Raw genomic sequence first — 21536 nt, forward strand, 5'->3', positions numbered from 1 at the left:
AGTTCTCTGATAGCAGTAGCTCCTTCGTCTGCTCAAAGTAGCTGGTCAACGTCTCTTGCTTAGCCCGTTCCGCCGCAATCTGCGCCTCTTGCTCATAACGCTCAGCCGCAATCCTTTCCTGTCGTCTCTCTACCTGATTCTCTAAATAAAGCGCACCGCCTGTTAGGAACAACGGAATAAGCAGCAGTTTCATCCACTCCCATGACGTTTTACCTGCTACACCCAAAGTAAACCATCTAATCGGTGACAGTATCCTCAACCGCATCCCTACCAACCTCCTCAACTGAAGTCGATTAACGCATAAATAGCGCGTTACTGGTAGTAACAGCCAAGGGGGGAAGAGAAGGGGCGATCACGCTCCTCAGCCTTCTAGCATGGTAGTCTTTATCAACTCATCACTCCTTTCACTGACTTATACATGAACCAGAGAAACAATCAGCCGCTGATCAACACGTTGAAATGGTCTGCTGGGATTCTAGCTACAGTAATTTCTGGAGTAGTAATTTTTTGGCTAACAGAAGGATTGAGAGCATCAAAACCGACACAACCAGTATCACAGACTAGCCCAGTAGAACAATCCAATCCGCAGCAGTCTGAACCAGAGACACCTGTAATATCTGGAACTCAATCAGAAAGGGAGCTAGATGGAATTTGGGACATATCAATAATAGGGAACAGACGAATCAGCAGTGACGGTTTTATAGAAGAAGCTACTGGAACAATAAATCGGGTTTGGAGGCTTAGCTTTACTGACAATATTGTGACTGGAGAAATGCTTGGTTCTAAAGGGACAGCGTTACAAAACCCCTGTAACAACGCCACTTTGAGTGGAGAAAGAAGTGAGGAAAATATTCAGCTGACACTAACTTTCAATGGGTCTTGCTGCCCTGAAGAACAATCTTTGTATTTACTAACTCTAGAGCCAAGTTCGGATATATTCAGAGGCACGATGAAGCCACAAGACGTTCCAGAAGGAGGCTGTACACTCTGGTACGGTGATCTAGTAGGAGAAAAACGGACAGACTAAGAAGATTCCAGAGAATTAGCACAGTGAGTAATTTGAGTCTTGAGAAACAAACGTTTTTATACCCAAAAGGGGAAAATAGTCAAAGCAGTAACCACGTCGCGGCCACTACTTGTGCTCGCTGTTCGGTTTGGGTCGCCGTCTATCAGCAAAACTGTAGCTATGGTCGCTGATTTAGATTGCCTGGTGAATAGCCGGGGTTAAGCTAGTGACGCCTTCCCTATAGCCAGGTACTGTAATTAGTTTCAAGTCACTTAGCTACATTCGTGCGCCCAGTATTAGTAAGACGCTTTTACTTTGACCAGACCAGCAATTCAGCTCTCACTATACCGGCACCTAACCTGAATTATGAACCCTTCCCACGCCTCGATGAATTTATTCGTGTCGTTTTTTATTATGACAATTTAAGTGACACGAATGACTACTGGAAGATAAGAGACCGTGATGGGGCAATAGCGATCGCAATACTAGAAAAGCAGTCAACAGGCGATGACAGCACTCAAAGGCGAGGCTATTGTTTGCCTTGTTGTAGCAATCTCTCGCAATCGCGATTAGGGTCTAGGCTAATGCCATTAGGTAGGCGGGTATTGCATAAAAAGGCTTCTGTTAGCTGTTCCATCGTCTCCCGCAATCACGGTCAGGATCTAGGCTAATACCTTCACGAAGACAGGTGTTGCAAAGTAGCGCTTCTATTAGCTGCTCCTTAGTAACGTTCCTAGCTTCACGCAGATTGGTTTTGAGCAGAATGGCTCCGCGCAGGTTAGCTAAGCGCAGGTTGGTTTCGCGTAGGTCAGCTTCACTCAAGTTGGCTTCACTCAAGTTGGCTCCGCTCAGATCGGCTCCGCGCAAGTTGGCTCTGCTCAAGTTGGCTTCGCGCAAGTTGGCTTCGCGCAAGTTGGCTTCGCGCAAGTTGGCTTCACGCAGGTCGGCTCCCATTAAATCTCGGTTGATAAGAACCGAACTAGATAGGTTTAAACGTACTAGGCTGCAAAGAGATGCTAGATTCTCAACATCTACTCTCTGTCCCTGCAAACGTCCTATCCACGCCCCAAACGATACCCGAGTAGGCCACTCTACTGTTGAAATGTCTTTAGTCACTGAAGAACAAATACCCAACACAGCTAGAAGTGCCTCTTCCGCATGAATCGCTCTTTGATTCGCTTCATAGAATCTAAGTGACGGCTCAATCTTCTCCATCGGCATTCCCCGCCGAAGCATTACGGCGATTAGCTCACTAAACGTTTTCTGCCACTTAGCTACCTGTTTCACAGGACACAAAGCCACCTCATCTCTTAAGAAATCCAACAGATAAACGTCTATACGAGTTGGGCCACATACCTCTGCCCAATGCTGCAAAGCGTCTCGCTGACTCCATCCTTCCTCTATATCTTCAGCGCGGCGCGCTAGCTGCTTTTGAATTCGAGACACCGCCCGGACAATCCGTCGAGCAGTCAGATACTCGCTAAAGCTTTTGTGGGTGAACTCAAATGTTCTCTGATCGCTTCGTTGGCCACTTTGTCGAAAGTAAAAGGCAACAAGTAGTCGAGTAACACCTAGCTCAGCGCCTTCCTCAAAATCGCTCAGAAGCTTACTCAGACCGCTGCGCTCGCAGTGCAATTCGATTTCTTGAATAGTGGTTGTACGGCCACCGCCATGCCACGCCGCCAGCGCGATCTCTTCTAACACTCGTATAAAATGCGCTTTTGACATCGAGGTGAGCGCACGGTGCCGACCGCTGTCTTCGTAGCCTCGTTCATAGACCGCATCCAGCAAATCCGCATAGACAGTATTTAAGTTTGTCGCCGCCGAGAGGGTAAGCTTTCCTGCTACATAACTCAGGGCCACTAAGTAATTTAATAGAGGCTGCGCTGTTATCTCAGTCAAGCTGGCCGTTTTTAACACTCCTGGCATGGCAGAATAGTTTTGCTTTACCGCCACACCATACTTGCTCCACCAATCGCCTCGCTGATCTCTTGATAGCAAGCCGTTAGGGTCAATGTAAGGCTCACCTTTTACTTCCTTTCGTTCGTTCTTTGGAAGAAGGTACGGCAAGACATGCAGAATTTGATGCTGCTCTCTGAAAGATTCTTGGACAACGACTTCTCTGCCGGTGATAATCACCTGAAGGCGGGTCGTTCGATAGTTAAATCGACTGACCTTGTCCTGCACTTCTCGAACAAAGGACTGCGCTGTTTCTCTTGCTATTTTCCCTTGCAGCGCCAGCTCGTCTAAACCGTCGAATATTACCAGCAGTCTGCTCCCCTCACTCTCAGGATCAAGGGGGTTATGTTTCAGATAGTGGTCGTATCGGATAAACTCATCTACTGCTTTAACTAGGTCTCCAGTAGGTGTGAATTGGTGAAGTGGAACAAACAAAACTGGGAACTCACCTCGTTGAGCGTGTTCAGCCGCATAGACTTTGGCAAACGACGACTTTCCAGCGCCTGGACCTCCGCTGATTACTCGAATCGCATCTTGCTGTTCCGCCTTGCGCAGCCACCCCCTCAGCTCAGTAGCGAGGTCTACCACTACACGTTCTGGTTTAGGTTCCGCACTCTCATATGCTTTGGCTATCGAGGAAGACTCTTGGCTAGGCTGCTGGCGCTTGTAGTAGCCTCTGAGCGGAATATAGACATCTTTGAGACCAAAGGCCTCGAACATCATGGGTTCCTCGATCTGCTTTTGCAGCCAGGAGGCGTACAGTCGCCAGCCTTGTTCTCGCTCTGTCGCCTCGGTGAAGGGCGTTTTTACGGCGGCGGTGATACTACTATAGGTTTGAGAATGGCGTCGCCACTCTTCGTGCAAGGCGAAGGTGAAGTAAGCGGGTAAGCGATTGCTAACGGTTTCTGATTGAACCGCATCCAGGCCTACACCCATCAGCCACTGCTTTACGGGGGTTTGTAGACGACTAACAACGCTCAACTGCTCTGGATGTTCAAAGAAGTTAGCTGTAATTTGCAGCTCGCTCGTTTCTAGCGATAGATCCAGTTGCTCGGTAAGCGTGGCGATGTCTACAGGCACCTCTTTCATCAAAAACTGACTCTCGGCTACCAGTTGGAAGGTCGCTCTGCTCAATGAATTATAGATTAGTGCCCAGGACAGTTCTGCTGGGTTCTTACTATCTAGACCAATTGCGGACAGTACATCGACAGCGTCTTTCCCCAGTCCTATCCATTGCCCGGTTGCCGCATCTACCCCGGCTTTGCCTAGCGCTTTAAACAAGTCTTTGAAGTTTGTCTTTAACGGTTTATTCCAGACAGAGATAGGTTTGGTAACCGTCAGACCAGATGAGCTTGACATTGAACAGGAACAACCAAAGTGAGGGTAGGCTTTCAGATTACCGAAAGCTTAGCAGACCAGCGTTCTATCCATTACCCAGAGTGCAGTCACTGATGTGGCCTCACACTTAAGCCACACCTAGGGACTGTTCCAACTGCTTTTGCAGCACCTCTTTGTATAACCACCTCATCACTGCTAAGGCGATCTCTCTCTTGGAAGATAGAACAGCTGATGGCGCAGACACGGCCACTAGCAAGACCATTGAACCAATTACCTCGTGTACACCTCGCTCTTACCATTACCAATGACGACTCAATATTTAGTAACTGGTAGCTTGGTCAGGTACTAAGGACTAAAGCTTCCATATAACTAACAGAAAACGGCTACTATTTATCATTTATCAGAAGAATCCAGTACTGCAGTTAGTTCTTGAGCAAAGTGACCTTCTGGTTCAGCTTGAAGCAACTTAGTTACAAAGGTACCAAGCTTTGTCTTGCTACTGATCTCAGTGTCCTCCTCAAATAAAGCGACCAGCTTATCCACAGCTGCGCTCCGGTTAAGACAGTAGTGCATATTCCTATCAATGGCCTGTTTTCTTTCCTCAAATCTTTCGCTAATCCGATCTTGAATCTCGGCTTGTAGTTGAGACAGTTCATTCTCTAAGCCTTCGTCTCTACCTAGAAACTCAGTACGCCATTTGTGTTCAATCTCACACAACCAAAAGTTTAAAGGGGCATCATAGGTTGCTTTTAAAATTATTCGTAGTAAAGCTTTCCGTGACTCGGCGCTCTCCAAGGAAGAAGACCAAAGCAGTTTGCAATATTTCTGAGCATCCGGCTCAATGTCAGGCTCCTTATCAGGCTCAGTCTCGATAGTTTGGCTCCAGTGACTACGAAAAGAAAACCATCCTTCATGAACAAGACTACGAATCTGTTCTATGGTAAACGCCATTCCTTGAAGCGCGTATATCTGCTGAATCTGAGCTTCGGTAAAGCCTCCAATATACTTAAGACGTAAAGCTGTCAGCTGATGAGAAAAGCTAGCATCTTTTAGATGACTCATTCCATATCCAATCTGATTTAGACAACCTTCTACTTTCTTGCTTTCTATTGAATTATTGTCAAACTCGTCTCTATCTTGATCAGAGAACCATTCATCTGCTAAACCAGCCTGGTTCAGCAGGAGACAGTAATTAATAAGGCGACTTAAAGCACTGATACTATTGACATAGCGATCAGGACGAATATAACAATGTTGAAATATTACTGATAGCGATGTGAGTAAATTATCACTCAACAACTCAGAAAAAGCTTTGTTTTCTTTCTGTGGTAGTTTTTGAGAGATCGCATAATTAAACCCTACCAAAGATCTTAAGACGTCACCATGTGGGTCGAAAAGCCCCATTATACGGCGATATATAAGAATGTCCTTCAAAGACGAGCTGCCAGATGAGCTTTCAGGGTGTGAAAGCTCTACCTCTCTTCGACCAATCTTCTCTAACAACTCGCTTTTGGAAGTATAACCAAGGTCATTTGCTAGTTTGTCTAACCTGTCCCAGGCTGTATCAGAGATTGAAACATTACGTCGCTTCCTCTTTCTCTCTTCACTCAAAGTCGGCGGCCGCCCGCGCTTCGCTTTATAAGAAGAAACTAAAGAAGGTCTTTCAGGAATTGCAAGTTCCTCAGGATCAGTTTTTGCAACGATCAACATATGGAAAGTACCTAGTGCAGGACTCTATTTAAGTTACGTACATAAATACATATAGCAGATAAAAAGCATTGTCGCCTACTGCCATAAGAGTATCATAGCAAAGGCTTCTAACTACTTTTTATGATTTAACAATAATATTAATTTATTACGTATAGAAATACGATTGTGCCTCAACATAACGTGGGTTATGTGGCGATATCATGCCAAACCCAAGACCGTGTCAATAATCCAGCTTTTCGTGCAGCAGTATCTTTGAGCACTTCGTTATGCACGAGCCGGGCTCTGTAGCTAGGCTAGCGAACGATGTCCACGACGGTGCCGTATGCCCGCTTTCCAATTCTGCTAATTCCGCGTAAGCTGCTGCCTTCAACGTAGGTCTGTAAGATCAGTTTTACCTGCTCTGAGGTTACTTGGCGTCGATCGTACAGCGTATCAAAGGTTTCGGTAAACGTTCGACGACAGGCTGTACAACGATATCGCTGACTACCTTTACTGGTCTTACCGTGCTTGTGGGGTGTGGGATGATCGCAGAAAGGACAATCCATTGCTCGTTGTCTAACTCAATAACGTAGACGACGTTTCCCACGCTTCTTTAGTTCACGACCAGAAACACTGTAGCTTCTAACACAGTCACGTAAGTAAGGTGTGCGTAATACTGATAAAAAGTAATGCCAAAGATTCTATAAGCCTTCATGGAGATATAAAGCTGTTAAATGATACTTTATGCGCATATTCAGACATATCCAAAAATCTAAAAACGTTTTTGTACGTATTACTGATTTATATGATACTATTATCTTACGGAACACTCAATGAATATCCCCGCCGCAAGCGGACGGGGTATCACTTCTCGAAGCTCACACGCTATGTGGCTCGTCGTCGCTCAGCAGAGCCCTTCGGACACTGTTTTTCTTGGATGCCACATAGCGGCGGGGAATTGGACCTCAAAGAGATGAAGGCCGTTCTCTATAGTTAAGTTTTCCTTAGAGTGATTGATGTGAGGACTGTTTAGTAAAGCTGTTCATCGACGGTTTTAGGGCAGGGCAGAAGCATGCCCGTGGTCCGTGCCATGTGTAGTTTGGTCCTACGTGGCTTGTCTTAGTGATAGTTCTGTATTCAAAAGCCTTCGCTGAATGAATAGCAAGGTACGCATACGAAGAAGATATGCTGCAACCAAGCGGCGAAGGTCTTCTGATCTTTAGAAGACCTTGTTGGGAAACTAAAGATGGCTCAATCTCAAAAACCAGGGATCGCTAATTCTGTCTGTAAAAAGTGAATAATGCCTAACGCTTATAGGCAAGGAGTTTGGTTTATGAACAACAACACCAACATTTCTCAGTACTTTGGAAATAGCGATGAATAGAGTCTATTCCGTAGAGGATGGAGTGTACGTCCTAGTGAAGCAGTTTTCACAAGATCTGTTTCAGGCAAGCAAAGTAGTTTCCAAAGAAGAGTGGGACTTCCAGATTAGAAGTGCGAAGGCTGGTCAGGGCCTAATTATCCTGAGATTGGACTACTTCCCACTTCCTTCCTATACATTGTCACTAGGCGACATCAGCAATTGGGAAGATCTAAGATCGAGTCGAGATCAACTGACTTGTATCTGGCGTAAAATGCCTTCTCATGTTCAATCAGCCTTTTCTCAGGAGGAAATGATTGCTCTGTTTACGATGATATTGGAGAGGCTTTTGCTTAGCTGGACACAGGGTAGCTATGGTGACTTTGAAGTGACGATCAATCGTTTAAAAAATCGGTTGAGGATCGTTGTTGGTGGTACACCTAGCAACATTCAGTACATTCATATCTGCCAAAAGTAGCCCTGATCTAGCAAAGGCTCCAACTGAATAAGAACGGCTCAGCCGGAGAGCAGATACCTGTTACGACGCTGTATTGAGATGACTTATCTCGATGCAGCGTTTTTTGTTTTTTGTTTAATCGAAAGAGGATAAATTCAATGAACGTCTCAGTAGAAGATGCCATCTCAAAAACAGAAACCTTGGTCAATTCCGATAGTTGCGATAATCCACGCGAAGCTGTCAAGCGCAAAGTTTTCTCAGATAGAAAGTGGTTTCAAAATTTGTTTACAGAGCTAAGTGGGAAGCCCTACGCAGGCCAGCAACCAGCTTTCCAAAAAACGTCAACCAACCAACTAATCCAAAAGGCGTTCGTCTTTTGCTGTTCAATTTGCGTGATGTTTTGGTCGACAACGAGCGGTTATATCTGGATGACCTTCCTAGGACAGCTGCTATTGCTTCATAGTTTTCGGTGGTTTCGTCTGACGTTCATGCATGCTTGTAGTCACAATGCAGGCATTAGATCCAATCGACATGCGAATGTCTTATTGGGTTCGCTTGTCGCAGTTCTTACGCTGTCTGGCGACTTCGATACTTACTGTAAAGACCATCGTCATCAGCACCATCAAATTGGTTCGAGGCCAGGCCATTTATCGCTGCTACAAAAGAATGACGAGACATATCGATATCTACTGGAGGCGGCGGGTTTCCAGCTCGGTGCAACAGTCAGTGAATCTTGGCAACATCTCATCAAGACACTGTGCTCACCTACTTTTCACGCTGAACGCCTATGCTCAAGACTACAAGCTACCTTTCTATCTCCTAACAAAGCTCATGATCTAGCTGCGGTGGCTATTTGGCTAGTGCTAATGTTACTCATTTACATCGAGCACAATCCTTCATTTGCGATCGCATACCTAGTCACAGTGACTATCCTGTTTGAATGCAGTAGTCTACTTCGACAGTGCGTAGAGCACCGTTGGCCTGTGCCAGATACGGGTGATCGCGGTCGGACAACTCTAGGCGTAATGACAAGTGCAATTATTCTCTGTGAGTCACCTCCGTGCCATACAGGTGAGGAATCACAATTAGAGTACTGGTTGTCGTGGGTGTGTTGGTGGGCACGAGTTTTCTTTTATCACTTACCTAGTCGGCTGTTGATTCTCACTGGTGATTCTCCTGTTCACGACTGGCACCACCGTAACCCGTCTGGTGATTGGCCTAATAGCATTTACCACCGTCAAGCTGATGCGGAGCTGCCTGTAAATGAATGGGGCAAGTATCAGGAGACATTTGGCTTGCTTAGAGCAATTCAGATGACGTTCGTTACTCTAAGCTTCCAGTCTCCCAGAGATTTAAGCGACCAGTGCTCTGCAAAGGGCTGAAGGTATGTGATCACTTAGACTTGTGATTAATCAGCTCATGCCTAGTCCAAAGCGGTCATGCCGTTGCTTATCGCCAATATCTGAGTCAATGAGATCACGCAGCTTACTTAGAGGCTGAATACAGCACTCGAATTTGTCAGATATGGGTAGCCAAATATCGACGTATCATCACGAATGCGATCGCACCTTTCTCTATCTGTTTAAGCGGTCTGGAATAATGCTTGCAGTTTCTCACAGCTTGCTATGAAATGTTTTCTTCGGTCATGTAGAGACACGAGTTCTGTCATTCGCGTCCGAGGTCTTAAAAAGTTACTCACTTTATCCACTGCTCGACAGAATCGCTGCGCCGCATCAAATTCCCCAAAGCCCAGAGTAGGGTGATAGCGATGCTTGATACGCCGATGGTTTTGTTCGACTGGTTGGCGGTGCAGGGTCGCACCTCGTGCTCGACTTCCTCACCCAGTTCTTCCTCGATTGCTCTTGGATAGGACGCTAAACCATCAGTCGCCACCTTCAATGCCAGAGCAGCACCGAATCTCGAATACGCAATCAAAAAGGACAAACAGAACGAAAATACTAGGGAATCAAAACTAGTTACTACTTTTGGGAAATTTATCCCAAAAGTAGCACACATATCAAAAAACTATAGTATAATAGTATGGTGTTACTAAATAGTGCTTTTGCCTTCTAATTGAGCTTTCCTTTGCGGCTTGTCAAAGACGTTCATCGACGGTTTTAGGTCAGGGCAGAAACATGCCCGTGGCCCGTGCCATGTGTAGTTTGGTCCTACGTGGCTTGTCTTAGTGATAGTTCTGTATTCAAAAGCCTTCGCTGAATGAATAGCAAGGTACACATACGAAGAAGATATGCTGCAACCAAGCGGCGAAGGTCTTCTGATCTTTAGAAGACCTTGTTGGGAAACTAAAGATGGCTCAATCTCAAAAACCAGGGATCGCTAATTCTGTCTGTAAAAAGTGAATAATGCCTAACGCTTATAGGCAAGGAGTTTGGTTTATGAACAACAACACCAACATTTCTCAGTACTTTGGAAATAGCGATGAATAGAGTCTATTCCGTAGAGGATGGAGTGTACGTCCTAATGAAACAGCTTTCGCAAGATTTGCTTCAGGCAAGCGAAGCAGTTTCTAGAGAAGAGTGGGCCTTCAAGATTAAAAGCACGAGGGGCAGCCAGGGCCTGATTATCCTGACATTAGGCTACTTCCCATGTCCTTCCTATACATTGTCACTAGGCGACATCAGCAATTGGGAAGATCCAAGATGGAGTCGAGATCAACTGACTCATACCTGGCATAAAATGCCTCCTCACGTTCGAGCAGTTTTTTCTCAGAAGGAAATGGTTAATTTGTTCACGATGATTTTAGAAAGGCTTGTGCTTAGCTGGACGCGGGGTAGTCATGGTGACTTTGACGTTACGGTCAACTGTTCAAAAAATCGGTTGATGATTGTTGTTGGTGGTACACCTAGCGACCTTCAATACATCCATAGCTACCAAAAGTAGCGCTGCTTTAGTAAGGTTCCAACTGAATAAAAGGCATAGCCAGAGAGCAGTACCTGTTACGACGCTGTATTGAGATGACTTTCTCGATGCAGCGTTTTTTGTTTTTTCTTTTAATCGAAAGAGGATAAATTCATGAACAACTTAGTAGAAAATGCCATCTCAAAAGCAATGGCTTTAGCTGATTTTGATGATCGTTTAATGACACCTATTGCTACATCTTCACACATCCAAAGCACAATTCTCTTTATCGTCTTAACAGCTATTTGGGCAGCAGCTACAAGACTATGTGTTGAGATAGCAAGAGATGGTTTCCATGTTCTTTCCCATTACATTCCCCGGTTATCACGGCACCATAACTGGCACCACAGAGTCTTTAAGCGTGATATGTCGAAAGTAAGCTCTGCACTGTATCAACGCTCTCAATGGCATCATGATGTGCCTGAGTCAGTGATAATGCTCATGATTGCTTTCTCGATATCTATCTCTTCATTTCTGATTTCTGGCTGGTCTTCTTCATCAATTGGCAGTTTCTTATGCTTACTCTTCACTCTACATAGTCTTCTAATGGCTATTCTTAGGGGACTAGGATACAAGTGGGCAATTGAGCAAGATCTGAATCATAAGCAGACAGAAAGTGTGGCTCATCCCGGTAAGTGGTGTGTCAACTGGAGCTACCATCAGCGTCACCATTTTGAAAACCCTAACGCATATTTCAGTGGTATCTTCACCTTAGTAGATCGACTGCTCGGAACTGCTCTCTCCTTGAAAAGAAAAACTGTTGTCGTCACCGGAGCCTCCGGTAGTTTGGGCAAAAGCCTAATTGCTAGACTTATTCTAGAAGAGGCCAAAGTCATCGCACTCACTTCTTCACACACAAACCCTATAGAAGTAGAAGTTGATGGCAGGCTGGTACAGCTAAAGACAGTCCTTTGGAGTGTTGATAACCTAGATGCTCTAGACGAAGTTCTAAAGTCCGCTGACATCCTAGTTCTCAACCACGGAGTTAATCGTCGGGAACTTACAGAAGCAGCGGTGCTTGATTCTATTCGTGTGAATGCATTGTCATCATATGCTCTTCTAGACCGGTTTACTCATACCGTCAAAACCGCTTTCGACGCAGCATGTAAAGAAGTCTGGGTAGTAACTTCAGAGGCGGAGGTGGCCTCTGCTAACAGTCCTGTCTACGAATTGAGTAAGCGGCTTCTTGGTCAGCTTGTGACATTCAAGCGAATTAATTCGCCATGCATTATTAGAAAGGTAGTTCCAGGTGGGTTTATCAGCAAAATGAGCCATGACAGTCGGCTCTCGTCTGACTGGGTGGCACAGCGAATCATTGAAGCTGTTAAGAAAGACGGGCGAAACATTGTGATCTCGCCTTATCGACCTTGGGTATATCTCTACTATCCTATGCACGAATGGCTAGTTTCAGCTTACGCTGAACAGTGGAGCAAGAGCCAAATTTCGCACGACGAATCTACAGATGGCTTGGATGTGTAGCTCCAATTGACTCAGTAGACTCGGGTGTAATCGGCAACCGCTGTTAATACTAGTTTCTTTGCCCCTGCGTCTGATCTCTAAAGAGATCAGACGCAGGGGCTTTTTCAATCGGTAGGAGGCTGAAAAGCCGAAAAACAAAAATTACAAAATCGTGATGAGCCGATATCACTACATTGGGGCGATCGCTACCAATCACAGTTGTCGCGGCTGCTCACTGGGAGCTATTTGTGTCAATCCATAAAATCATATGTAACTGGACAATCCAACAAAGTCTACCACTCAGTAAATACATATGAAGGCTAATCAACTGACCAAAGGACTAGCGCTGCGATGCTCGCACTGCTAGTATTGGGACTGGCTGGCAATGACGTGGGACGGCTGGAAAGCATCATGGCAATACTGGATCTCACTATGCAGCTTACGCAAAGGGACGACGATGAGTAAATGACTGAGTATCGCGTTACCATTAACCGCTGAGGTAATGGGTTGCTGTCTCTCGTTTCATTAGTCAACGTACCCAGATTATGTCTTATTCTTAAAGAAACCCTTAGTAAGTTAGGTGCCTACTCTGGTCCTAACACCCCACGAATGAAGAGGCGATCACGCTAAGAGAGGAAAGCATAATGGCGATCACTCCTGTAAGCTTGAAAACCCCAACTCGACAGTTAGGGCTGAAGCAGTAAAAAAGCACTGCTTTGAGGATACCTAGGTATTTGCATCCTTCATCCGATAGCTTCCTCACTCGCTGTCAGTGGCAGTCGTGCTTCACTGAACAACAGGGGGATCGCGCTGATAGAGAAGTAATTGTAGAAATAGCTCTGGGCCGCTCTCGTGAAGTATATTCGAGTTCTACAGAGTCTGGAACCTCCTACCACTTTTCAGGCAAGCTCTCAAGTCAACTGTGAGGTCAAGGCCCAATCCAGGACCATCCCAGCAGCAATTCCTTCAAATCTCAACTATGAATGGGATCAAAGAGCACTAATTCAAATTCTATCTTCACAAAACGTATGCTACTTTTGGGAGGATATTCCCAAAAGTGATAGACTTTGGCTGAAAACGGATTGCCAAAGTGCGGAGATAAATAGTAATGTCCATAACCAAAGAAAACTCTGGCCTCGAGAATCTTCTTAAAGGTAGAGGAACCAAGAAAAAGCTAGGTCATAAGTCTTATAGTGTAAAGCTTTCACCAAGTGAAAAGAAAAGAGTAGAAGATATTGCTGAAAGTTTTGACTGTACTTACGGCAACAGCGGTTCAATTTCGTGTCTACTCACAAAATTAGCAACTAAGGAATTGATGGTTGTTTCTTCGCCTCCTATTTGGGAAAAATCTCCATGCCATAGTGAAGCTACTTCAGATAAAAGCAAAGTTTTGCCTGATCCTAAAAGTGTTATGCAAAGAAGTCTTCCAGGTATAAGTAAGGAGAAATTAGAGAAAGCCAATAGTGGTCATACAGACGAGGCTATTAGTATTAGGAAGAATTAAGATGGCTAGCTGTATCTAGATAAATGGCGTTGCTTAGTTAATCTACAGAATGAACTAAGCATGAATTAATCACGTACTATCGCTTATTTTATCACAAATGTCTTAAGTAGGTAGCTATATATAAACGCTGCTATAAGTTGCTGAAACCGTTATCAAGCGACGCTTGATAACCTCATTTAATTTAGGCTACCTACTTGTATCTCAGATTAGCAACGCCATTCATATCTTATTCGCTATTCAGAACTTAAAGAACTATCTACACCATCAAACCTTCTTTTGTTAGCAATTAGCTTATTATTACACTTCTTATGCAACGCTCTCTAGCATCCCTCACGAAGCACATACACGTGATGATGGACCTCTCGACGCTGGCTCAGATTCTGTTGCGCTCAGGTCTGCCATCAAGTCATACTAGTATTGATGGCTTGAGATTTTCAGAGAAAAGCCTTTCTAACTTACTAGAGTTAATCAATTCAAATCATATTCTGTTAGAGGAGCCTTCCTACACTTATGTGAGTATGCGTGACTATATAGAATTATTAGAAGAAGATCTAGGTACAGAAGAAAAGACAGCCATAATCAACGCTTCAAAAGATTTAATAAGAATAAGTGATAAAATTTCTTATGAACTGTTAAGAGATCAAGCCAATAAACTTCAATTGCTTTCTGAGAATAGGCAACTGAAGCATCGAGAATACATAGACTTAGTTCTAGCAAGCGTCTCAAATACAAAATTCTACATTACTAGTAACAAGAAAGATGTTGAGTCGTTCGTTTCTTTCTTTAAAAGGCATAAGAAAAAGCCTGAATGTCAGAACGAAATACCTTACGAAATTGATGAGTTACAAATTCATGATATAGACAGTTTTGTTAATTACATTGAAAGCGAAACAAGTTTTTTTGATATAATTGCTAATCAGGATACAATTACCGTCTACACGAGTTTAGACAAACCAATTACTATCAAGAGAGGCTCAACTCCTGTAGACTTTGCTTATAAGATACATACAGAATTGGGGCATTCCTGCTATCGTGCAAAGGTAACTCGCAACTATGGTCAAGGTCCAGAAAATTGGGAAATCATAGAGTGCGAACTAAGTTTTATGTTGGAAAATGGAGATAAGGTTGAAATTATAAAGAGGGATGGCGGCGAGAGAAAACCTGATATTGCTTGGAAAAAGTTTGTTGTTACTACTAAAGCGGGGGGATTCTATCAGTTCTTTTTGGCATAAAGAAAATATAAAAAGAGGAGCTACTATTCTTAAACGAGAGTTTAGTAAATGCTACTTAGGAGGGAACAAGTTTGAATACATTTCTCGGTGCCTTAATTGCGGAAGTATTGAAGAACTTCAACAGCAGTTAGGCTTAGGAAGAATAAGAATTGAAGATATTCGAAAAGCAGAAAAACGTTACTCAGACACGTTTATAAGACCTCAGATTGGCGTGTCAAAGTCATTTGGTTTAAATGAGCATAAAGATGTATCTGACATTCCTGCTGTTCAGGGTTTAACTAGTAGCTTTTCAGGTATGCTTTTAATTTCAAAATGTTGCTATCCAATGCCAAAAGATCGAATATGTGGAGTGGAAGGCGAAAGGTCTGTTCACATCCACAAAATAGGCTGTTCTGAAATCTCGGAAGTTGATTTCGAGAAGAAATTGCCTCTAACTTGGAACTCTGATGAATGTACAGCTGTTCTTAAACTTAAATTGAAAGATAGGGAAGACATTCTCAGATACATTCTTAACAAGTGGGCTGAAAACAACAATGTACGCGTGAATGTATCAAGCGTTTTACCAGATAAAAGGCTATATCCAACTTTGGATGCAACTTCTATTGTAAATGTTTGCGTATTGTTTAGCTCTATACGGCTCCTTAAATCAATGATTAAAGAGATTGAAGATATTCCAGATACAATTCAAGTTACTATTAGAAGCATATTTCCAGGTCCTGCCGCATTTTTAGACCCAGAAAGGTTTATATAACTTTTGTATAAATGGGAAGATCTATGTACAGGACAAAAAGTGAACAAATAGCTGAATGTCCATCCACCGCTTTGGTGCTTCTCTCTGCTTACCAGCCAGCGCCTTCATCCAGTCCGACACATTCTCAGCATGAGAGTACGAGCACCGAGACTAGCTGGCCGAGTGGCTTAGACGTTATCTAGTCGTCCCTGAAAACTAATGAAAGGCTTGACAAGAGTAGGCTTCAAGCTTTAGAGGGCAAGCTAGAATTGTCGGATAAGTCGCTCTTGCTCCGAAAAGCTTGCAAAATGAAGCCATCATTATCGCCCTCAAATAGGGACTCGTCGCTATCAGCGCTAGCGAGTCAGTTGAACCTAAGTCATCCGCTTGTCCAATTGGCCGAAACGATAGCCTGGCAGGCGTTCGAGAAGAAGTTCGGATGTGTTGTCAAAGCGAGTGGCGGACGACCAGCGTTGCCAACTCGATTGTTGGTAGGGCTGCACTATCAGAAGGCGTTGTACGACGAAAGTGATAAGAGTGTGGCGGCAAAGTGGGTCGAGAATCCATACTGGCAGCATTTCTGCGGCGAGCAGGTGTTTCAACATGAACTGCCATGCCATCCAGCGAGTCTAGTGAAGTGGCGAAAGCAGATTGGTACCGATGGATTTGAACAGTTGCTCAGTCAAATTATCCAGACCGCGATGCGTAGCGCTGTGATGAAACCGAAAGAGATTGGGCGAGTGAATGTGGATACAACAGTGCAAGAGAAAGCGGTGGCTTTTCCGACTGATGCGAGACTTTACAACGAGGCCAGAATAACGCTGGTGCGGGCGGCGAGAAAGCGAGGTGTCAAGCTCCGTCAAAGCTATGTAAGGATTGGAAAGTATGCTTTCTTTAAGCAGAGTCGCTATCGAGTTGCAAGGCAACTCAAACGAGCCAGAAGGCATACTCGCAAACTACGCACTTACTTGGGTCGTATGATTCGAGATATTGAACGAAAGCTACCGCAGCCAGATGCAGAAATGGCTGTGTTGTTGAACCGGGAAAACAGATTGAGCAACAGAAACGAAGTGATTCTAACAAGCTCTACAGTATGCATGCGCCGGAAGTCGAATGTTTGGCAAAGGTCAAGGTTCATAAGCGCTACGAGTTTGGCTGCAAAGTGGTGTTTGTGACGACCAGTGCGAGCAACTGGATTGTAGGTACGGCTGCGGTTCACGGCAATCCCTATGACGGCTCCACACTGAGCGACGCGATAGCGCAAACTCATCGGCTCAGTGGCGTTTTGCCCAAGCAAGTAGCGGTGGACAGAGGCTTTCGAGGCAGCAAGCATCATCCAGAGGGCCTACAGGTGCTCGTGGCAGGCGCCAGAAAGTTCAAAGAGGTGCTCAAACGCTTGGCCAAGCGGCGCAGTGCGATTGAGCCGGTCATTGGTCATCTCAAACATGACCATGCTCTCAAGCGTAACTTCCTCAAAGGTAAGCAGGGTGACTGTATAAACGCTTTGATGGCTGCTTATGGCTTCAATTTGCGTAAACTCTGCCGTTGCCTTTCTGATGACAGTTTTTCGCGATCGTCTGTGCTGTCTATATTGTGTTTTTCAGGGACAACTATCTACCGCTCTGGTTTGGTTATTCGAGTGCGCCAACCAAACCTTTTGAATATCGTCAACCGCCTTAGTCTGGTTGTTCAGCTGCTCTAAGCGAACCTTTTGGATATCATCAACGAACTTAGTTGCCGTATCGAGTACTTCCAAGCGACGTTGTTGGATAGAAGCAGATGGGAAGGTCTCAGTTGCGTTCGCAAAGGGTGCAAACGTTAGCGTATTAGGCATTGTCAAGTTAAACTCGATGAGCCAATTTATAGGACAGTCTTGCTCAGCAAGTGTCATCTGATCAGTATATGCGATCGCTCAGACTACTTAGAGGCAGAACAGAGCGCTCAGCAGACACAATCCGCTTTCTGGTCCAATCCAAACCCTGTCATGCCTTGGAAATTTAGACGGCAACGCCGATGAGTGGACAGACTGGAGGGCGATCGCTTTGGAAGGTGGAGGGATAGAAGCTTGGCTAACGCTGCTCATAGAGTTGATGTGGGACAAGCAGCGGATCTTAGAAATGTACTTGAACATTGCCCAGTTTAGCGAGCGTACCTTCGGCGTAGAAGCCGCTAGCCAACAGTTTTTTCAACTCCCTGCCCGAGACCTCACCTCACAAGAAGCTGCCCTACTAGCTGCTGTACTACCTGGGCCAGAACTTTACCGCATCGAAGCGCCTTCCCAGGAAGTACTAGACCGACAAAGCTGGATTCTGGTTCAGATGAGTCAGCTTGGCGGCACAGCCTATCTTCAGCAGCTGCAAAGAGAAAGTGAATAGTGATAGGAAGAAGAGCTCAGGCCACCCTTGAGACTCAACATCAATAATTTACGTTATAGTATCATTATTGATATTACCTGCGAAATGGCTAGTATTCAGAAGATTTTGGCAGACATGGAGAACAATCCTAAGGGGGTAAAATTCTCTGATTTGTCTAAGGTTTGTGATCATTTCTTCGGTAAGCCCCGTCAATCGGGCGGCAGTCATCGAGTTTATCGCACCCCCTGGCAGGGCGAACCCTATGTCAATATCCAGTCAAAAAAAGGAAAGGGTAAGCCTTATCAAGTCAAACAGGTACTAGCAGCGATTAGAAAGATGGAGGCGATGTAATGGACGCTCAGTTTTACACCTATCGTGTGTTTTGGTCGGAAGAAGATGAAGAATTTGTCGGTCTGTGTGCCGAGTTCCCTGGGCTAAGCTGGCTCGACGAGAATCAGCAAACTGCTTTCTCTGGCATCATCAACTTAGTTCAGGCTTGTATCAACGATTTAGAAGCGCACGATGAGGCTGTGCCAACACCGCTATCGAAGAAACTCTACAGCGGTAAGTTTATGGTCAGAATTCCACCCGAACAGCATCGGGAACTGGCTATCCAAGCGGCGGAGCAAGGCGTTAGCTTGAACCGACTGGCGAGTAAAAAGCTTTCAGGTGACTAACGTAGCCAGTATTGAACAAGGCGATCACCCTTCTTAGGGACTATTCATAGAGCGATCACTTTCGCTAACCTCTCCATCAGCTAAACTCATTGTGTAGTGGTTTTAGAATTTGCTTGGTAGAAAGCACTCATGGAAAATCACTTCCCTTTGCGTCACGAGAAACAAGCGCAACAGAGAGTCTGAAGCGATCGCTGCTCGGAGACTTCTCTAGGATAGAGCACTAACACGAACTGGTATGCGCTGTATCTGCTAGCACTACCAATTGATGCCGCTATCGTGATGCTTAAGCACATCAGCCAGTTCCTACCTGCGCCCCACCACACTTATCGTGATTGTTGTGTGTGTATAGTGCTTATGACTTTGGCTATGAAGATCTGGCCGAACGTTCTAGGTGAGTTAGTTTGGTATAGATTGCTTTTTCTCGTCCCGTTAGGAATTTTAGTGCTTTCCTTAGTTAGTTTCTAGGGTTAGCCCTTGCAGAAAAACAAGACTTAATTGAACGGGGCGCAATCTTCGACAAGGCAGCAGTGTTGTCTACTCTTTGAAATCCATGGGCTTCCTCCCAATCCTTCAGAGCACCTCAGCGCTGCCTCAACTCTCGGGCGATCGCTCTGGCAGTAAACCAACGCAGGCGATGGAGCGATCGCTCTCTAGGAAAATTAAGTACTGTGGTAGACATAAGTCTCCACAGTAGTGACTGCACTCTCTTTTAAACTTCTTCACATTCTTCCACCCAACCAGGGTAGAGATCTTCCAAACGGCCTACCACTTCTGCATAAGTACCACTGCCAACAGTGCCAGGGGCGTAGCTCTCGAACTGCTGCATTGTGTAGTGAACAGCCGCTCAGCCTGCGCCTTCGTCAGCTCGGTCATATAGATAACTCTCGACTTGCAGGCGGAACGAAATGCTACAACTTTCGATAGATCCGTACCTTTGTTTATGTTATCAAACGATACGTCGATAACAATCTGCCATTCTTCTACCGCATTCATCTCTATATCCTCGACTAACTTCTAGCTCTTCAAGGCACTAGCCGCTCTCATAACAGCGGCTAGGCAGACAATACGGAACACACTGATGCTGCTCAAACTAAACAGGTCTCTCCTAATATTTTTTAATTTCTATCTGGAATCCGAAAAGATAGGAGGCGATCGCTCTGTTGGTTAGTCCCAAGCCTGATGGTAAATATTCGTGTTACTTACGTTGACTAATTCAAAAACGACACGAATACTGTTAAGGCTATCCGCCTGTAGAACACTGGCGATCGCCTCCTATTAATTTTTTCGGCCACGAGTAGATCTGACTCAATCCCCATTGATCGATCAGGGGTCTCTCTTCTGCTATCCTACATAGCCCTTCAGACATCAGCTCTAAGCAAAACTGAGCGTATTCATATGGTCCCTCAGCTGTGACCGCAATCCCTTCGTGACTACCACGCCCGTTGAACGTTCCGAAATACTCAACAAACGGACTCGCCGTAGCTATCTTCTCAAACTTTTTCAGAGTCATATTTTTCACTACAGAGGTTTATGTGTAATCGTGTAATCGCGTTATCACTACAAGATTAGTTTGACTTAGGGTATAGCTTTTCCAGAAGCCGACCATGTTGGATATGGTGCAAGGACAAACTAGTAGTCTGTCAGCCCTAAATTTTCGGGCACCCTAACTCTCGAAAAGATTGTTCTAGAGAGAGTTGAACGTTCATGAGCAGAAAACAGCATCGAGTCAAATTGCAGCCTGAAGAGAGAGCGGAACTAGAAGCACTTGTCTCGAAAGGGAAAGCGGCCAAGTGGAAACTGACCCGCGCTCAAGCTCTACTGAAATGTGACGAGAGCGAGGCTGGCCCGGCTTGGTGTGACCAGCTGATTGCGGAAGCCTATGGGGTGACGACCCGAAGCATCGAAAGTTGGCGTAAGCAGGCAGTCTTTCAAGGGCCATTGTCTTTGTTGTCTCGCAAGCCGCCATCCCAACTGCCCAACCCACCCAAGTTTGATGGTGAGCAGGAAGCTCGTTTGGTGGCCTTAGCTTGTTCTCAGCCGCCACCAGGATATGCCCGTTGGAGCCTACGGCTGCTCGCAGACCAAGCCGTCGTCTTAGACATCGTCGAGCCGGTTAGCCATGAAACGGTTCGCCAAGTGCTGAAAAAAATGAATTGAAGCCTTGGCGACGTACCATGTGGTGCATTCCACCCAAGCAGGATGCTGCTTTCGTCTGCCAGATGGAGCAAGTCTTGGATATTTACCAGTTGGCGTATGACCCGGCCCATCCAATCATTTGCATGGACGAGCAACCCAAACAGTTACTGAAGGAGAAACACCTCCCACACCCTGTCAAACCTAATACCCCTGAACGGATTGACCACGAGTACATTCGCGAGGGAACCTGTACGGTCTGGATGTTCGTTGAACCGTTAGCCGGGTGGCGAGACGTACGTGTTAGTGACCGACGAACCGCCATTGATTGGGCACAGCAACTGCGGCAACTGATTGACCTCCCCCGCTACGCCACAGCTGAAACCTTGACATTAGTTTGTGACAATCTCAACACCCATACCGTTACCTCGTTATACCAAGCCTTTACGCCACAGGAAGCTCGCCGCATTCGAAACAAGGTGAAGATTGTCTACACGCCTAAGCATGGCAGTTGGCTCAATATGGCAGAGCCTGAACTAAGTGTGTTGACCCGACAATGTCTCAGCCGACGCATTGATAACGTGACCGAAATTGAACAAGAAGTTCAGGCTTGGGCAACACAACGGAACCATCAACAAACTGGGATTGATTGGCAATTCTCCACTGATGATGCACGCATCAAACTCAAGCGCCTCTACCCGAAAGTTCAATCATGACTGA

At 45.3% G+C, this 21536-nt stretch carries 21 protein-coding genes and 1 pseudogene; 16 read left to right on the forward strand and 6 right to left on the reverse strand.

Annotated features, from left to right (window positions below; all coding sequences use genetic code 11):
• A partial coding sequence (locus S7335_RS19770) for a hypothetical protein (protein ID WP_038019253.1) occupies positions 1-193 on the reverse strand: 193 nt, incomplete at its 3' end.
• Positions 194-418: 225 nt separating this feature from the next.
• Between S7335_RS19770 and S7335_RS19775 the strand changes: the two genes are divergently transcribed.
• Positions 419-1027 carry a hypothetical protein gene (locus tag S7335_RS19775; protein ID WP_006457858.1) on the forward strand — a complete coding sequence of 203 codons (609 nt, stop codon included), beginning with the start codon at positions 419-421 and terminating at the stop codon, positions 1025-1027.
• A gap of 603 nt (positions 1028-1630) precedes the next feature.
• Here S7335_RS19775 and S7335_RS28930 read toward each other — a convergent pair.
• The 3 genes and pseudogenes from S7335_RS28930 to S7335_RS19790 form a co-directional block, all read right to left on the reverse strand.
• Positions 1631-4324 (reverse strand): pentapeptide repeat-containing protein, encoded by a 2694-nt coding sequence (locus S7335_RS28930; protein WP_006458344.1) that lies wholly within the window; start codon positions 4322-4324, stop codon positions 1631-1633.
• Positions 4325-4696: 372 nt separating this feature from the next.
• A complete protein-coding gene (locus S7335_RS19785) occupies positions 4697-6013 on the reverse strand; it encodes a hypothetical protein (RefSeq protein ID WP_006457841.1) in 1317 nt (438 codons plus the stop codon).
• 296 nt (positions 6014-6309) lie between these two features.
• A pseudogene (locus S7335_RS19790) lies at positions 6310-6558 on the reverse strand (IS1 family transposase); the annotation flags it as partial.
• Positions 6559-6797: 239 nt separating this feature from the next.
• Between S7335_RS19790 and S7335_RS27425 the strand changes: the two are divergent.
• From S7335_RS27425 to S7335_RS19800, 3 genes are all read left to right on the forward strand, one after another.
• Positions 6798-6989 (forward strand): hypothetical protein, encoded by a 192-nt coding sequence (locus tag S7335_RS27425; RefSeq protein WP_006457983.1) that lies wholly within the window; start codon positions 6798-6800, stop codon positions 6987-6989.
• A 379-nt stretch (positions 6990-7368) separates the two neighbouring features.
• Positions 7369-7830 carry a hypothetical protein gene (locus tag S7335_RS19795; RefSeq protein WP_006457928.1) on the forward strand — a complete coding sequence of 154 codons (462 nt, stop codon included), beginning with the start codon at positions 7369-7371 and terminating at the stop codon, positions 7828-7830.
• Positions 7831-7967: 137 nt separating this feature from the next.
• Entirely contained in the window at positions 7968-9191 is a 1224-nt protein-coding gene (locus S7335_RS19800; RefSeq protein WP_006457933.1) for a fatty acid desaturase, read from the forward strand.
• A gap of 313 nt (positions 9192-9504) precedes the next feature.
• Here the strand turns inward: S7335_RS19800 and S7335_RS19805 are convergent, their stop codons facing one another.
• Complete coding sequence (locus S7335_RS19805; protein ID WP_227500076.1) at positions 9505-9753, reverse strand: hypothetical protein; 249 nt, start codon at positions 9751-9753, stop codon at positions 9505-9507.
• A gap of 495 nt (positions 9754-10248) precedes the next feature.
• Here S7335_RS19805 and S7335_RS19810 point away from each other — a divergent pair, with 495 nt between their 5' ends.
• The 11 genes from S7335_RS19810 (at position 10249) to S7335_RS27980 (ending at position 19377) form a co-directional block, all read left to right on the forward strand.
• Positions 10249-10710 carry a hypothetical protein gene (locus S7335_RS19810; protein ID WP_157620575.1) on the forward strand — a complete coding sequence of 154 codons (462 nt, stop codon included), beginning with the start codon at positions 10249-10251 and terminating at the stop codon, positions 10708-10710.
• A 132-nt stretch (positions 10711-10842) separates the two neighbouring features.
• Positions 10843-12207 (forward strand): bifunctional sterol desaturase/short chain dehydrogenase, encoded by a 1365-nt coding sequence (locus S7335_RS19815; RefSeq protein WP_006458046.1) that lies wholly within the window; start codon positions 10843-10845, stop codon positions 12205-12207.
• A gap of 1087 nt (positions 12208-13294) precedes the next feature.
• Positions 13295-13690, forward strand: coding sequence for a hypothetical protein (locus tag S7335_RS19820; RefSeq protein WP_006458308.1), 396 nt, complete (start codon positions 13295-13297; stop codon positions 13688-13690).
• A 308-nt stretch (positions 13691-13998) separates the two neighbouring features.
• On the forward strand, positions 13999-14922 hold the full coding sequence (locus S7335_RS19825) for a TGS domain-containing protein (protein ID WP_038019258.1): 924 nt from the start codon (positions 13999-14001) through the stop codon (positions 14920-14922).
• Complete coding sequence (locus tag S7335_RS27970) at positions 14876-15673, forward strand: bifunctional (p)ppGpp synthetase/guanosine-3',5'-bis(diphosphate) 3'-pyrophosphohydrolase (protein WP_006458173.1); 798 nt, start codon at positions 14876-14878, stop codon at positions 15671-15673. The genes S7335_RS19825 and S7335_RS27970 overlap by 47 nt, the downstream gene beginning before the upstream one ends.
• A 287-nt stretch (positions 15674-15960) precedes the next feature.
• Entirely contained in the window at positions 15961-16827 is an 867-nt protein-coding gene (locus S7335_RS19835; RefSeq protein WP_071777029.1) for an IS5 family transposase, read from the forward strand.
• A complete protein-coding gene (locus tag S7335_RS28935; RefSeq protein WP_227500077.1) occupies positions 16770-17354 on the forward strand; it encodes a transposase in 585 nt (194 codons plus the stop codon). The genes S7335_RS19835 and S7335_RS28935 overlap by 58 nt, the downstream gene beginning before the upstream one ends.
• A 340-nt stretch (positions 17355-17694) precedes the next feature.
• A complete protein-coding gene (locus tag S7335_RS19840; RefSeq protein WP_006457774.1) occupies positions 17695-18027 on the forward strand; it encodes a transglycosylase domain-containing protein in 333 nt (110 codons plus the stop codon).
• Positions 18028-18111: 84 nt separating this feature from the next.
• The gene (locus S7335_RS19845; protein WP_006458224.1) at positions 18112-18357 is read left to right on the forward strand and encodes a hypothetical protein; all 246 of its coding nucleotides are present in this window, start codon (positions 18112-18114) and stop codon (positions 18355-18357) included.
• Positions 18357-18683 (forward strand): type II toxin-antitoxin system HicB family antitoxin, encoded by a 327-nt coding sequence (locus S7335_RS19850; RefSeq protein WP_006457784.1) that lies wholly within the window; start codon positions 18357-18359, stop codon positions 18681-18683. The genes S7335_RS19845 and S7335_RS19850 overlap by 1 nt, the downstream gene beginning before the upstream one ends.
• Positions 18684-19233: 550 nt before the next feature.
• Positions 19234-19377 carry a hypothetical protein gene (locus S7335_RS27980; RefSeq protein WP_006457857.1) on the forward strand — a complete coding sequence of 48 codons (144 nt, stop codon included), beginning with the start codon at positions 19234-19236 and terminating at the stop codon, positions 19375-19377.
• Between the two features lie 546 nt (positions 19378-19923).
• Here S7335_RS27980 and S7335_RS19860 read toward each other — a convergent pair.
• The gene (locus S7335_RS19860) at positions 19924-20193 is read right to left on the reverse strand and encodes a hypothetical protein (RefSeq protein WP_006457958.1); all 270 of its coding nucleotides are present in this window, start codon (positions 20191-20193) and stop codon (positions 19924-19926) included.
• A 194-nt stretch (positions 20194-20387) separates the two neighbouring features.
• On the opposite strand from S7335_RS19860, the gene S7335_RS27435 reads away from it, so the two are divergent.
• Positions 20388-21532, forward strand: a protein-coding gene (locus S7335_RS27435; RefSeq protein ID WP_157620579.1) for an IS630 family transposase whose coding sequence is annotated in 2 segments (ribosomal slippage) — positions 20388-20826 and positions 20826-21532 — 1146 coding nt in all. Because the reading frame shifts where the segments join, the coding sequence is not laid out codon by codon here.
• The last annotated feature ends 4 nt before the right edge of the window (positions 21533-21536 follow it).

It is taken from the genome of Synechococcus sp. PCC 7335, from assembly GCF_000155595.1.
Taxonomy (GTDB): Bacteria; Cyanobacteriota; Cyanobacteriia; order Phormidesmidales; family Phormidesmidaceae; genus Phormidesmis.